At 39.1% G+C, this 16,926-nt stretch carries 6 protein-coding genes; all 6 read right to left on the reverse strand.

All coding sequences use genetic code 11. From position 1 onward, the window contains the following. Positions 1-10: 10 nt before the first annotated feature. The 6 genes from coaE to CW736_RS13860 all read right to left on the reverse strand — a co-directional run bounded on the left by coaE (position 11) and on the right by CW736_RS13860 (position 16,761). Entirely contained in the window at positions 11-604 is a 594-nt protein-coding gene (gene coaE, locus CW736_RS13835) for a dephospho-CoA kinase (protein WP_101014940.1), read from the reverse strand. Then, complete coding sequence (locus CW736_RS13840; RefSeq protein WP_101014941.1) at positions 605-1,534, reverse strand: hypothetical protein; 930 nt, start codon at positions 1,532-1,534, stop codon at positions 605-607. Then, positions 1,535-2,527: a glycosyltransferase gene (locus CW736_RS13845; RefSeq protein ID WP_101015148.1), complete on the reverse strand. Its 993-nt coding sequence runs from the start codon at positions 2,525-2,527 to the stop codon at positions 1,535-1,537. Positions 2,528-2,606: 79 nt separating this feature from the next. Beyond that, positions 2,607-9,251, reverse strand: coding sequence for a fibronectin type III domain-containing protein (locus CW736_RS13850; RefSeq protein WP_101014942.1), 6,645 nt, complete (start codon positions 9,249-9,251; stop codon positions 2,607-2,609). Between the two features lie 327 nt (positions 9,252-9,578). Beyond that, positions 9,579-9,812: a glycosyltransferase family A protein gene (locus CW736_RS14380; RefSeq protein ID WP_410503955.1), complete on the reverse strand. Its 234-nt coding sequence runs from the start codon at positions 9,810-9,812 to the stop codon at positions 9,579-9,581. Between the two features lie 94 nt (positions 9,813-9,906). Beyond that, complete coding sequence (locus CW736_RS13860) at positions 9,907-16,761, reverse strand: fibronectin type III domain-containing protein (RefSeq protein ID WP_101014943.1); 6,855 nt, start codon at positions 16,759-16,761, stop codon at positions 9,907-9,909. Positions 16,762-16,926: the final 165 nt, after the last annotated feature.

The following is a 16,926-nucleotide window of genomic DNA, read 5'->3' on the forward strand; positions in this document are numbered from 1 at the left end:
GAAGTAATTATTATTTTAACAAAACTTCATGAATACTCCATACAGATGCTGCTATTTGTTGAAGATCTTCATTTACTATGACAAAATCTGACAATCCCAGTCGTTGTCCTTCAGACCATTGATGACCAAGTCTGGAGACTACTTCTGCTCTACTCGCAGTATCACGATCCATAACCCTTCTTATTCTTTCTTCTATACCAGCAGTTACTAAAACAACCTTATCACATAAAAGGTGACCGTTACTTTCGAACAAAACCGCAGCCTCATAGATAATATACGGAGAATTTTGTTGGAGAATCCACTCCTTAAAGTAAGCCCTAACTGCGGGATGCATAATTTTATTTAGTGATGTCAAAAGCGTTTTATCGCTAAACACCTTGGAAGCAATATATTTTTTATTAGGCACTACTATTCCATTGTCCTCTCGATCATAAGAATTCTTACCTAATAAATTAATAACAGCTTCGATAACTTGAGGGTCTGTAGCTAATAATTTTTTAGAAACATCATCTGCAATAAAAATAGGAATCCCTAAATTTTCAAATTCGTGGGCCACTGTAGATTTACCACTGCCTATTCCACCTGTCAGACCTACTATTTTCATTTATTTAATAGTTAAGACTTGTACTTGTTTAGGATTGATGCGATAAGAAATAATTTTATCATTGCTTATTTCTATCTCAGGTATGACAGCTATGTTTAACTGCTCGATAAGTTCATAATTTATGAAAACACTAATATCTTGTGCTTTAATTTGATTAAAGTTAGCAACCGCTGTAGAATAAACAACTTGCACATTATCAGGTATCAGCTTTACTTGCTGATCTACGGGCACGTTTAAAAGTCTTACAGGGATGTTTATTTTACCTTCAGTCATTTGGGTTGCTTCTACGCGTAAGCTCAGTATTGGAGGCTCAAAATTTAACTCCCGATCAATTTCCTTCAAATCAATTTCTAGTGTAGTTAAGCTGTCCTTAATAAGGAGTTTTGAATCTCTAGTGATAACAAGCTCCTGAAGCGCATTTACTTTTACATCATTACCAGTAATGGTAACACTGTCTACTTGAAAATAAGGCTCTTTAACAGCAAGATAATTCAAGGTGTAATCAAGAGCTACTTTATTTACAACAGGAACCTTCTTTGACTTGAATCTTTTAAACTCGATGGGAATATCCAGATCATCTGCACTCAAGATTTCATAAGAAAGGGTATTGGATCTTTTGATCTTTTTGACACTTTTCGTAGGGTTAAAGTACAAGGTATCATTGCGTGAAAAGGTGTTTTCCTTAAAATCCAATTTTACCTGATGTCCGAATATTTTTTCCCAAATAAGGGTAAATCCGGTAGCACTTATCTCCACTGGCACATTTAGCTGCTTAGAATTAGCATCCAAAGTAACACTATTAGGTACATTTATAAAACTGACATTAAAAATAACTTCTTCCTTATAAACATCTTTATACTTAGATATAAACCACAAGCTGGCTACTACCACTACTACAAGAAAGAAACCTATGATGCGTTTGTATTTCATTTATTTAAAGAATAATTTAGGAAATGCAGTTCTCTCTTCCTGTTTTAAGATGGTAATTTTTATCCAAGATTTTAAAAACCCTGTTCCATAAGCGCAAAACTGAATTAGTGCTGCAAAAACAGATCTCAAGCCTATAGCCACTCCGTTTTTAATAGAAGAATGGATAAACAAGATAATGAAATAAAGCAGATATAAACTTAAAAACAAAAGATTCCCCGAAATTGATAAAATTACTGCTGCCAAAAAAAACAAACAAAATAAAGTAGGAAGCCAGTAGGTGATGCGCTTAGTACTGGGATGCCACTTGTTAAGAATCACTCTAACTTTTCCAAATTTATTTACTTGTCTATAAAATAACTTCCAAGAGATGCGTCTTTCATGATAAACATAAGCTTCCTTTATCAGTACGGTATCAAATCCGTGTTGCCACAACCTGATCGTTAGGTCTGGATCTTCCCCTGGATGCATTTTTCCAAAGCCACTCGTTTGTTCAAAAGCTTTTTTACTCAATCCCATATTAAAACTTCTGGGTTGAAATTTACCTAATTTTTCACTGCCTCCTCTAATTCCTCCAGTAGTAAGAAAGGAAGTCATGGAGTAGTCAATCGCTTTTTGAAGGCTACTAAAACTATCATGAGCCGCATCAGGACCTCCATAACAATCTACATAATGATGAGACAAATAGGTGTCCACATTCTTTAGATACTGTTTAGGTAAAATACAATCACTATCTAGAATAATAAAATAATCCCCCACAGCCTGCCTCATACCAAAATTCCTAGAGTCTCCAGGGCCAGAATTAGGCTTGTAAAAATAGTTGATTGTTAAGCTTTCGCGAAAGCGAGAACAAATCACCTCACTGCTCAAATCAGATCCATCCTCAATAATGACTACTTCAAAATCTCTTTCAAAGACTAATTGAGAAAGACTAACAAGTAATTTTTCTATCTCTTCAGGTCTGTTAAAAACAGGTATGATAAAGGAGTAATGGATTGCATTCACATTTCAAAAATAGACAATAAAAAAAGGCCATTCTGTAAAGAATGGCCTTTTTATCAATTAGAATTATATTCTAGTTTCGAATCACCTTCACTACTCTGCTCTGTTCTCCTGAGGACACCTCAATAAGATACAATCCAGAAGGGAAAGGAGATAAGTCTATGCTAGAAGAAGTCGCATTAGGCTGAGCAACTAGTAATTGCTGTCCTAATAGGTTTCTTACAATTATTCCATCAATAACTTGCTGACCATTAAAGCTTACCAAGTTATCTGTAGGATTAGGATAATAGCTGAATTCAAAAGAATCAATATCATCAACCCCTACTGTGCCATCTACCGTAAAGTTATCTACGAAGAAGTCCACATCATTACCATCGGCAACAGTACCATTAGTAGACCAGAAAGCAAATCTAACAACACCCGAATAAGCTCCTAATGAGAACGTTTCAAGCTGACCAATAGCTGGTAAGCTATCTGCAGCATCATAGGTTGTGATGTTATTCCAAGTAACTCCAGAATCTGTAGTAATCAAGAATTGAACTTGATCATCACTACCAAAGTTATCTGTAGTTGTAGATGCAAAAGCAGTCAATGCCACATCAAATGTAACACTAAAAGAAGAACCTGGATTTGTACCTAGATCAATTTCTGGAGAAACTAACCAGTCCATATCGCCACCACTGTTCCAGATATTTACACGAGCTGCCTGACCAAATACATTTGCTGTATCATTTCCAAAATCATCAGCTCCCCAAGAACCGTTTAATCCGTTAGGACCAGTTACTATATCTGTATTACTACCTTCTTCCCAGCACACGCCTGCGAAAGTTGTAAAGTCATTTCCAGCAGTTCCTCCTGCAGTTCCGTAAGGAGCTACAAAAGGAGCACATGGTGTAATAAATGTAAACGGACCAACCCAAGTAGAGAAATCGCCAGCACCACAATCGGCTCTAACAAAATAATCATAACTCGTCGAAGCGACTAAACCGGTAGCTGTAACTGGATTTGTTGCATTCAAGCTTTCATAAACCGCACCGGCAGTTCCTTGAGCTATTCCAATAGGTTGCACCTCTACTTGCCATACCGTTGCCGAACCACTTTCAGTCCATGACAAATCTGCAGTAGAACTAGTAATTTGAGACACTGCTAATGCTGAAGGAGCAGTACATGAAGGTGGAGGCGCACAAGTTACCGTTGCAGACCAACCATCTCTTACTGCTGAACCATCTGAGGACCATACAAAAGTTAAACATCCAGAAGCACTGGTACCGACTAAATTTTCTAAAGTCAAATCACCTGTACCTGAACCATTGTCCCAGCACCACTCTGTATCACCACTAGGAGTGTTGATTGTAGGAAAAGTAGTATCAGGACCGTCGTATATAGTAAGACCATCAAAACATCCTGCAAATGAATCTTCCATTTCATTAGATGTGAAGTTTACATAAACCACATCACCAGGATTATCTGGACAGATATTGTAAGTGATGTTTTCATTATTTTGATACTGGCCTGAAGCACCTCCTGAATCTAGGAACAAATCACCCGCACAATAATCTGGAGTAGTACTAAAACTAAACGGACCTATCCATAAACTAGTTTCAGTCGGACTACAAATAGATCTAACATAGTATTCGTAATCGGTATCAGATAAAAGTCCTGTAATAGGGTTGGTCGTATTATCCATTGTAGAGACAATACCGTTAGCTCCCATTCCTTGGGTAAACCCAGCTACATCTATTTCATATTCCCATGTAGTAGCAGTCCCATTTTCTGTCCAACTAAGGTCAGCAGAAGAGCTAGACACGCCTGTTGCTGTAAGCGCGGTAGGATCTGGACAAAAGTTACCACAAGCGGCAACTTCAATCAAATCTATAGACATATCTCCTTCAAAACCTGTTGAAACATGACTGTTAGCAAATTCAAGATAAATCACCTGACCGTTGTAGGCAGTAAGATCAACACCAATAGGTGCCCATGAGTCCATGTCACTCGTTTGCAAATCACCACTCCATGTAAACACATTGGTAAAAGGACCTGTTGCAGCGGTAGAAACACCTACTTCTAAAGTACCCATATCTCCACCAAAAGCGTGCATATAGAAACTCAATTCTGCTGCTCCAGTACCTGTTGAAAGGTTGATCGCTGGAGAAATAGCAGAAGCTCGGGTGTTATTGGCACCAGATGCTTCAAACTCCATATGATTAGTAGCATCAAAAGAAGCTAAAGGACCTGTATTGAAACTATTGGTATTACCCGCAGTAATATCCCAATCTCCAGCATTACCAGAGAAGGTAGTCCCTGTCCATCCGATAGCACCACTCTCAAAGCTTTCTGTAAAAACAGTCGCTGGAGAACCCGTAGTACAAGTAACTCCTTGTGGCCCTGTAGGGAATGTTCTAATTAATAAAGGATTTGTAGAAGGACTGATATCCATAGGTGCACATACAGCAAATACTCTTATTTCATATTGTGTATTAGCAGTAAGCATATCTAGCAAGTAACTCGTATTAGAGGTCAGACCAGTTCTAGTTCCTAATGAACCAGCTCCACCAGGAGTAAATCCAGGAGTACCGTATTCTACAATCCATTCTGTTTCTGTCCCACCTACTGTCCATGACAATTCAACAGAGCTATCTGCTAAATTTGCTATAGTTACAGCACTAGGTTGTGGACAACTAGGAATTTCTTCATAATTCACATCATCTAAGTACATCGCGTCAAAAGTTCCTGCAGGAACAAACCTGAAAGCAACCCATCCACCTGTAGTCGTTAAGGCAGAGAAATTAACCGTTTGTTCTGCGTATTGATCATCTGGTAAATCAGCGTTTGTAAAGGTTTGAGCAACTGTAAATGTTGTTGCATCAGCAGGATCTGTCATAGTTCCTACCTCAAGTCCACCTAAATCTCTATCATAAGCAAAGAAACGAACTCGTTTAGTGGCATCTAGATCAGAGAATTCTGGTAAGATATAATACAACTCTGCAGTAGCTCCTGTGGAACCACTGTACATATAAATATGTTGGTTACCTGAGTTGGCAATTAAATCATCTACTCGTACAAGAGGTGCCGTTCCAGAACCAGAACCTACTACTATATTGCTATCACAATTATTCAAACCATCCAAAGGATCGGCATCAAAGTTTGTGAAATAAGCAGCTGTAGTGGCTAAACAACGTGTTCTAAAAGTAAACGGACCAATATAAATACTTTCATCACCAGGAGCACATACGGCTCTTACCCAGTAATCATATGATGTATCATCTGTTAATCCTGTAACTGTTGTTGTAGGAGTTGTTAACACATCTATAACAGATCCTATTTGTGCCCCTGTATTAGGAACAAAGCCAGGTAAACCTACTTCAACATCCCATTCTGTTTCTGTTCCACCAGCAACCCATGAAATATCTGCTGTAGTTGAAGTTACCGCATCTAAGGCTAACATATCTGGTGCGTCACATGTTGGTGGAGGCGCACAAGTAACACTAGCAGACCATCCTGCTCTTTGCACTGAACCGTCTGAAGAAAATACAAATGTTAAACAACCTGAAGTGGAAGTCCCTATTAGTAATTCTTGTGTTAAATCTCCAGTACCACTCGTACCGTCCCAACACCATTCTGTACCACCGCCTGGTGTATTGATAGTAGGAAAAGTAGTATCAGGACCATCATATATAGTAAGCCCATCAAAACAACCGGAAAATGAATCTTCCATCTCATTAAATGTGAAATTCACAAAAACCACATCTCCAGCATTATCAGGACATATATTATAAGTAGTGTTTTCATTGTTTTGATAGTCACCTGAGGCTCCACCAGAATCTAAGAACACATCACCCGCACAATAATCTGGCGTAGTAGTAACTGTTGCACAAGACTGGCTAGAAACATCATTTGTTGTGCTATCACATATTGCAGTCACACAAACTTCATACTCTGTCGCGCTCGTCAAGCCTGAAATGCTAACACTAGCAGTTGTAGGATTAGGAGTAACTGCGGTAAAGGCCATAGTTCCAACCGCTCTGTATTCTACTAAGAATTCTGATGCTGTAGAATTATTCACCCATGAAAAATCAACAGAAGTTGCTGCTGGAGCTCCAAAGGACAATTGAGTAGGCTCCGCACAAGATGGGGACACTTCATAAGTGATGTCATCAAGATACATCGCATCAAAAGTTCCTGCAGGGTTAAATTTGAATGCTATAAACCCACCAGTTGTGGTTAATGTATTAAAGTAAACAGTATTCTCTTCATATGTATCATCTGTCAGATCTGCATCAGCAAATGTTGCAATAGAATTAAAAGTTGTCAAATCTGCAGGATCGGTCATCGTACCTACTTCAAGACCTCCATTATCTCTATCGTAAACATTGAATTTCACTCTTTTATCAGAGGAAAGATCAGAGAATTCTGGAAGAACGTAGATAATATCAGCCGCTCCATCACTACCACTATACATATAAATATGCTGGGAACCAGATAAAGAAACCAAGTCTTCTACTTCAACAAGTAAGTTGGTACTACCTGTAACTATTAAAGAACTGTCACAGTTATTCAATCCGTCTAAAGGATCTGACTCATAATCGGTTGTATAAGGTGCCGTAAGAGGAGCACATCGTGTTCTAAATTCAAACGGACCTACCCAGCTGCTTGTTCCATCAACACCACAGTCGGACTGTACATAAAATTCATAAACAGTGTCTGCAGATAATCCAGTTACATTAAAAGGATTACTAGTTGCCGCAAATGCAAACAACTCAGCACTCGTATCAACAACAAAACCAGGAGCTCCAACTTCAATATTCCAGTTGGTCGTACTTCCTAATTCACTCCAGCCTAAATCAGCTGAATCACTTGTTACTGCTGTAGCAGTTAACGCATAAGGATCAACACATGAAGGAGACTCTGCTATTGTTAAGTTATCTACCGCTATATCAGATGCAAAACCAGCACCTCTAGTCGCTTTAAATACGACTTGTATAGATTGAGAAGCAAAACTAGGAAGAGGCACAATAATAGATTCATAAGGTGCCGTTTCTGTAGTCTGTTGTTGACCAGAAATAGTAAACACTGTTGTATCTGTACCACCAGCTCTTATAACTAACTCAAGAACACCCATATCACCACCAAACATATGGTAGTCAAAACTCACAGCTGGAGTTGTTAAAGGAGTAAGATCAATAATAGGAGAAGAAAGCTCAGCTACATCACCAGTTCCTCCTGAAGAACCTTCTGTAATGAAATAATCACCTGTTGCAATAGAAGGACTTGGTCCAGTTCCTGTAGATCCAGTTAGACCAGCTCCAGCAGCAACCCAATTATATTGGTTTTCTGTTCCTGCCCAACAATTTTCGTTAGAAAATCCACTAGCAGCATTAGGAAAACCGGTAGAAATTACAGTAAAACCAGCATCAAAGTTTTCACTATAAGGAGCCGTAAATGGCAAACATAAAGTAGTTACCGTAAGCTGAGTTACCGAACTATAATCTGGCAACACTGGATCACATACCGCTCTTACAAAAACATCGTACACGGTAGCATCTGTTAAACCTGTTATAGAGGTGGACGGAGTTGTCATTATAGTAGTAACAGTTCCTTGCGCTGGAGTAGAGAAAGGAGTTGTTATGGTTCCTGCAACTGCATATTCCACTTCCCATTCTGTCTCTGATCCACCGGCAGTCCAAGACACATCAAGAGAAGACTCTGTTACCACATCTGCTTGAAATCCAGTTGTTACTGGACATGAAATTGCTGTAGTTGCCGTATAAGGACCTGCCCATAGACTTAAGTCTCCCATACCACAATCAATTCTTACATAAAAGTCATATGTCGTATCAGACATTAAACCACCTACAATAGCAAAAGGCGCTGTAAAACCTAAATCAGTTAGCCCACCAGGATCCCCTTGATTAAAAGGAGCAACACCGTAATTAACTTCATAGCTAGCACTTGTATTACCATTGGCATCCCAAATAAATTGAATCTCAAAAGCAGACTGAGTTACCGGTGCAAAGTTAGATGGAGACGGGCAAGATTCTGCCGTTGTAAAAGTGATAGGACCTACTGAATTACTAATATCAGTTACTGGAACACATACCGCTCGTACATATATATCATATGTAGTAATACTGTTTAATCCAGTTAAAGTAAATGGATTTGTAGTAGCTGAAGTAATAACTCCACCAGAACCTACAGTATAAGGACTCAAACCGTATTCTATTTCCCATTCTGTTTCAGAACCTCCATTGGTCCAGCTTAAGACTGCTTCATTTGCACTAACGCTTGAAGAAACAAGATTTGTTATTACGGGACAGGTAGGGCATGATGCCACTCCTGTGAAAATATTCATCATGGATGATTGAGCAATAGGAGTTTCATAGACTAAAAGAGCCTCAGAATCGACAAGTCGAAACTGTCCGTCTCCAGGAAGACTGGTAGCACGGTAGTCGACTGCTATGCTTGATCCATTGTTTACCGCTATGGTATAAGTCTCTGTCACTGGCGTATTAGCCGTTGGACTAGGATTTACAATAAGATAAGTTGTGGTGACACCATCAATGGTGACATCAACACCTGTGTTAGCGGTAGCATTTGCTCCACTATCCCAATCGTTACCGAAGAAATCTGTCAACTCTAATTGATAATCACACTGTGCTTGTGCATTAAGGGAGAGAGTTAAACAGATTATCGAAACGAGAAAAACGTAAATTTGTTTCATAATAATTGTTTAAAAAATTGTTTTAGAAAAGCTTAAATTAAAACTAATCATTCACATAGGAAGAATGAATCTTAATTAATCGTTAACATGCATAAAATTGAGTTAAAGAAGATTGTCATCTAGAGGTTATTTAATGAAGGAATTTCATTGAAATAATTTACTCCTTCAAAAAAAGAATACATTTTACATTTGGCATTCTTCAATGTTGAGAAAAATTTCCATGAATACCAGTTTGAAAGGAGAAGGTGGAGATATTCCAGTTAGATATTGTCAAACAACCTCTTTATTGCATTGAAAGCGAACCAATTATCATTGAGAACACTTACTTTAAAAGGCGGTAATTGAAGTATTGGAGGAAACATAACTAGTTAGACCTCTCTCGAAAGGAGCACTGAATGAACCTCCTTTGAAATAAAAAAGAAATCGAGAACACATCATTTCAAAGCTCAAATCAGATCCGTCCTCAATAATGACTACTTCAAAATCTCTTTCAAAGACTAATTGAGAAAGACTAACAAGTAATTTTTCTATCTCTTCAGGTCTGTTAAAAACAGGTAAAATAAAGGAGTAACAGACCGCATTCGCAGGTCAAAAATAGAGCATAAAAAAAGGCCATTCTGTAAAGAATGGCCTTTTTGTTATTTAGAATTCTATTCTAGTTTCGAATCACCTTCACTACTCTGCTCTGTTCTCCTGAGGACACCTCAATAAGATACAATCCAGATGGGAAAGGAGATAAGTCTATGCTAGAAGAAGTCGCATTAGGCTGAGCAACTAGTAATTGCTGTCCTAATAGGTTTCTTACAATTATTCCATCAATAACTTGCTGACCATTAAAGCTTACCAAGTTATCTGTAGGATTAGGATAATAGCTGAATTCAAAAGAATCAATATCATCAACCCCTACTGTGCCATCTACCGTAAAGTTATCTACGAAGAAGTCCACATCATTACCATCGGCAACAGTACCATTAGTAGACCAGAAAGCAAATCTAACAACACCCGAATAAGCTCCTAATGAGAACGTTTCAAGCTGACCAATAGCTGGTAAGCTATCTGCAGCATCATAGGTTGTGATGTTATTCCAAGTAACTCCAGAATCTGTAGTAATCAAGAATTGAACTTGATCATCACTACCAAAGTTATCTGTAGTTGTAGATGCAAAAGCAGTCAATGCCACATCAAATGTAACACTAAAAGAAGAACCTGGATTTGTACCTAGATCAATTTCTGGAGAAACTAACCAGTCCATATCGCCACCACTGTTCCAGATATTTACACGAGCTGCCTGACCAAATACATTTGCTGTATCATTTCCAAAATCATCAGCTCCCCAAGAACCGTTTAATCCGTTAGGACCAGTTGCTATATCTGTATTACTACCTTCTTCCCAGCATACGCCTGCGAAAGTTGTAAAGTCATTTCCAGCAGTTCCTCCTGCAGTTCCGTAAGGAGCTACAAAAGGAGCACATAGTGTTGTAAGGGTTTGGACAGATGTCCAATCGCTAAAGAACCCTCCACCACAATCTGCTCTTACATAAACTTCATAATCAGTTTGTGAAGAAAGACCAGTTGCTGTATAAGGATTGTTTATAGTACTCACACCATTACCTGTAGGAATTCCTGTTCCGGCAGTTTCAACTGCAACTTCCCATGTGGTAGCAGTACCATTTTCAGTCCAATCTATAATTACTGAATCACTACCTATAGCAGAAAGAGTAACTCCAGAAGGAGTTGCACAGAACGTACCACAAGTTTGAATTCTCATTAGATCAATAGCAACATCTCCTACAAATCCACCTTCATTACCAACTTCTTCGGTTCCTGAAATTTGAATATAAATAGTCTGTCCTATTAGAGAAGAAGGCAACATTGCGCCTACTGCTTGAAAAGGATCCCCTTGAGCAGCTTGCACTGGACCAGAATAGGAGAATATTGGAGTAAATGGTCCTGCTGCTGCAGTACCATAAGCCACTTGAACTTGGGTAAGATCTCCACCAAAGGAATGGTAGTAGAAAGACAATTCTAGTTCGTCATTTGCTCCTGTTGTTAAATCAATAGGAGGTGAAACAACACTAGCTGTACCAACATTAGTTCCTGAAGTTTCAAAGAATAAGTATCCTGATCCATCAAAGGCTCCGTTAGGGCCAGTACCAAAAGATCCAGTAGCTCCATTTCTACCAAAGTTCCAGTCACCACTTGTTGACCCTGTACCTACATCACCTGTCCAGGTGGTAGCTATAGTTTCAAAACTATCTTCCCAGATATAACCTGGCGCACCAGTAGTACAAGAAACTCCTTGAGGAGCTCCAAGAGCAGTGAAGAAAGTGTAAGGACCTACCCACGTACTAGATGTAGTTGGACTACAAATAGCTCTTACGTAATACTCATAAGAGGTCGCAGACGAAAGTCCTGTAATAGAATTAGTAATGTTACTCATAGTGGGAACTATACCATTTACACCCATTCCTTGGGTAAAACCAGCTATATCAAATTCATATTCCCATGCTGTAGCAGTTCCATTTTCCAACCAATCTAAATTAGCTGAAGTATCTGTTACTGAAGATGCTCCAAGGGATGAAGGTGCTGGACAAGATGGTGCAACATCGTAAGAGACATCATCAATGTAAAGAGCATCAAATGTTCCATTAGGGACAAACCTGAAGGCTATAAAGCCTCCTGTAGTGGTTAATGTATTGAAATAAACTGTTTCAAATTGATACGTATCATCAGCCATATCGGCATCTGTGTACGTTCTTAAAGCTGTAAACGTACTAGCATCAGCAGGGTTAGTAATTACACCTACTTCTAATGAACCGTTATCTCTATCATATACTTGAAATTCTACTTGCTTATCGCTTGATAAATCTGAGAATTCCGGTAAGATATAATACAACTCTGCAGTAGCTCCGGTTGAACCACTGTACATATAAATATGCTGTGCACCAGAATTTGCAGTAAAATCATCTACTCTTACTTCAGTTGCGGTTCCTATACCAGAACCAACCACAATACGACTATCACAATTATTCAATCCATTAAGAGGATCAGTATCATAATTTGTAGAATAAGCAGCTGTAGTAGCTACACATCGTGTTCTAAAAGCAAAAGGACCTATATAAATACTTTCATCTCCAGGAGCACAAACTGCTCTTACCCAGTATTCATAAGCGGTGTCATCAGTCAATCCTGTAACGGTTGTTGTAGGAGTGGTTAACACATCTATAACAGATCCTATTTGTGCACCTGTATTAGGAACAAAACCAGGTAAACCTACTTCAACATCCCATTCTGTTTCTGTACCACCAGCAACCCAAGAAAGACCTGCAGTAGTGGATGTTGAAGCATCCAAAGTTAACATATCAGGAGAAGGACAAGTAGGTGGTGACGCACAAGTAACATTAGCAGACCAACCTTGTCTTGTTATAGAACCATCTGATGACCATACTAAAGTTATACATCCAGAAGTAGACGTACCTATCAAAAGTTCTTGAGTTAAATCTCCTGTACCACTCGTACCGTCCCAACACCATTCTGTACCACCGCCTGGTGTATTGATAGTAGGGAAAGTTGCATCAGGACCATCATAAATTGTAAGACCATCAAAACAACCTGAACCAGAATCTTCCATCTCATTAAATGTGAAGTTTACATAAACCACATCTCCCGCATTATCAGGACATATATTATAGATAATATTTTCACTATTTTGATAATCACCTGCAGCTCCACCAGAATCTAAGAACAAATCACCAGAACAATAATCTGGGCTAGTCGATACATTTGTACAAGTTTGTTGAGAGATATCAGTAGGCCCACAAACAGCAGATACACAGAATTCATAATCTGTACCACTGTTTAACCCAGTTACCGTTATTGCAGGAGTCGTAGGATTAGGACTTACTGCAGTAAAAGCGGTGGTCCCTACTACTCTATATTCTACAACCCATTCTACTTCCGTTGCACCAGCTACCCAGTTCAAATCTACACTACTAGAGTTTACAACTCCAGTAGATAACATTGTAATACTAGGACAGGTTGGGATATCATCTACTCTAAAATCGTCTATAGAAATATCACCTTGAAAAGTACCATTATTCTCGCCTCTTAATCTTACCTGAATAACATTACCTACAAGCGTTACCGGAGCTAAGTCTATAATTGCATCCAACCAATCATCTGCCTGAGCAGTCTGTTGCTGTCCTACAATCATGTCCACATCATCAATCCATCCAGTACCGTCATTTACATCGATATGCAATGTTCCCATATCACCACCAAACATGTGATACTTGAATTGTATAGATGGCGTAGTTAAGGCCGAAATATCAATCAAAGGAGATATTAATCTAGCTTCATCACCCACTGTTGCAGAGGAAGACTCTATATAGAAATAATTAGTACCGCTAAATGCTCCAGTAGGACCAGTTCCTCCCGAAGGAGTAGACCCACTACCGTCTACATTCCAATCATAACCAGAATCTGCATTTGCTTCCCAACAATTTTCCTCAACAAAGTTAGTTGAAGCTGTAAATGCCTCAAAGGTGTCAAAGAAAGGAGCTAAAAACGCTGCACATTCAGTTGTGAAAGTACCTGGACCAGTTGCGGCACTTAGAGTACCCATACCACAGTCTGCTGTAATATAATATTCATAACAAGTGAAAGCCGTTAATCCAGTTAAGGTAAAAGGATTAGTTCCAGTAGCAACAGTAGTAGATGTTCCATCTCCAGGAGTAAATCCACAAGGACCATATTCTATATCCCATGATGCAGCAGTCCCGTTTTCATTCCAAAGAATTTCTGCAGTTGTATCTGTTAATGTTCCAGAGTTTAAAGCTGATGGCTGTGCACATGCTGGAAGCTCGTCAAATACAATATCATCTATTGATATATCAGATGTGCCAGTAAATCCTGTTTCAGTTCTTTCTGCTCTAAACCTCACTTGTACCGTTCCTGTTCCATTATAAGGTAGTAAATCTACTACTTGAACATCCCATGGAGCAGCACTGCTAGTTTGCTGCTGTCCTGTTAATATTAAAACGTCATTTACAAATCCACCTCCATCATTTACATCTACGTGAAGTATACCAGTAGCTGCTCCAAACATGTGCGAAGCAAATTGCATTGCAGGAGCTGTAAGTCCAGAAATATCAACAATAGGTGCAAGTAAAACTGCTTCGTTTCCTGCACTACCTCCATTTCCTTCTATATAAAAATAGTTAGCACCACTATTTGCGCCATCTGGTCCTGTATTATTTGAAGGAGTTCCTCCTGCGCCATCAACGTTCCAATTCCACTCGGTAAAAGAAGTAGAATCCCAAGAACCTTCCCAACAGTTCTCAGCAGCAAAGTCAAGACCTGCTGTAAGCGTCTCCACATCTTCCGTGTAAGGCGCTGCTATAGGAGCACATTTTGTTGTAAAAGTAAAAGGTCCTACCCACGCACTAAAGCCGTCAACTCCACAATTAGAGCGCACATAATAGTCATAAGTAGTTTCTGGCGTTAAACCTGTTGCCGTTTCTGGATTAGTAGCCGTAAGGTTTTCATAAGCTGCAGCAGGAGTACCTTGGGCAACTCCAGTAGGTTGTACTTCAACTTCCCACGAAGTAGCAAGTCCATTCTCTGACCAACTTAAAATCGCTGTAGAGTCTAATATGGCATCAGTAGCCAATAGATTAGCATCTGGACATGCAGGCAGCTCACCTACGGTGACATCATCCAAAGCTATATCTCCTTCAAAAGACCCACCTGAAATAGCTCTAAATCTTATTTGAACAGTCTGACCAGCATAAGCTCCTAAGTTTACAATTTGTAATAACCAGGCATCTCCTTGAGCTGTTTGTTGAGCTCCAGAAATGGTATTCACCGCTGTCCATCCTGCACCTGAGAAATCTTCAACTTCAAGAATCAAATCACCTATTTGACCTCCAAACATGTGGTAATAAAACTGCACAGATGGATTAGTTAATCCTGAAAGATCAAATTGAGGCCCAGTAAGTGTAGCTATACTAGTTCCAGCAGAAGCACCACTAGCTTCTGTATAGAAGTAATTTGTTCCTGAAAAAGCTGCATTAGGACCAGTTCCAGATGATGGAGTCCCTGCATTGTTATCAAGGTTCCAATCATAAGAATCTACTGCGGATCCTGTCCAACATAATTCTTCTGTAAATCCTAAAGCGGCTGTAAAAGATTCAAAATCTTGTACATAAGGAGCAGCAGGAGTTGGAGTAAATGACAAACATAAAGTAGTTACCGTAAGCTGAGTTGCCGAGCTATAATCTGGCAACACTGGATCACATACCGCTCTTACAAAAACATCGTACACAGAAGCATCTGTTAAACCTGTTATAGAGGTTGATGACATCGATAAACCATTAATTCTAGTTCCCTGCGCAGGAGTAGAGAATGGAGTTGTTATGGTTCCTGCAACTGCATATTCCACTTCCCATTCTGTCTCTGCTCCACCGGCAGTCCAAGACACATCAAGAGAATTATCTGTGATCACGTCTGCTTGAAGTCCCGTTATTGCTGGACATGAAATTGCTGTAGTTGCCGTATAAGGACCTGCCCATAGACTTAAGTCTCCCATACCACAATCAATTCTTACATAAAAGTCATATGTCGTATCAGACATTAAACCACCTACAATAGCAAAAGGCGCTGTAAAACCTAAATCAGTTAGCCCACCAGGATCCCCTTGATTAAAAGGAGCAACACCGTAATTAACTTCATAGCTAGCACTTGTATTACCATTGGCATCCCAAATAAATTGAATCTCAAAAGCAGACTGAGTTACCGGTGCAAAGTTAGATGGAGACGGGCAAGATTCTGCCGTTGTAAAAGTGATAGGACCTACTGAATTACTAATATCAGTTACTGGAACACATACCGCTCGTACATATATATCATATGTAGTAATACTGTTTAATCCAGTTAAAGTAAATGGATTTGTAGTAGCTGAAGTAATAACTCCACCAGAACCTACAGTATAAGGACTCAAACCGTATTCTATTTCCCATTCTGTTTCAGAACCTCCATTGGTCCAGCTTAAGACTGCTTCATTTGCACTAACGCTTGAAGAAACAAGATTTGTTATTACGGGACAGGTAGGGCATGATGCCACTCCTGTGAAAATATTCATCATGGATGATTGAGCAATAGGAGTTTCATAGACTAAAAGAGCCTCAGAATCGACAAGTCGAAACTGTCCGTCTCCAGGAAGACTGGTAGCACGGTAGTCGACTGCTATGCTTGATCCATTGTTTACCGCTATGGTATAAGTCTCTGTCACTGGCGTATTAGCCGTTGGACTAGGATTTACAATAAGATAAGTTGTGGTGACACCATCAATGGTGACATCAACACCTGTGTTAGCGGTAGCATTTGCTCCACTATCCCAATCGTTACCGAAGAAATCTGTCAACTCTAATTGATAATTACACTGTGCTTGTGCATTAAGGGAGAGAGTTAAACAGATTATCGAAACGAGAAAAACGTAAATTTGTTTCATAATAATTGTTTAAAAAATTGTTTTTAGAAAAGCTTAAATTAGAACTAATCATTCACATCCGAAGAATGAATCTTAATTAATCGTTAACATGCATAAAACCGCGTTAAAAAATAGGATTAAAATTCAAAGTTTGTGTGCTGAAAGAACATTAGTAGCGAGTACTCT

Origin of the sequence: Nonlabens sp. MB-3u-79 (assembly GCF_002831625.1) — a bacterium.
In the GTDB taxonomy this organism is placed as follows: Bacteria; Bacteroidota; Bacteroidia; order Flavobacteriales; family Flavobacteriaceae; genus Nonlabens.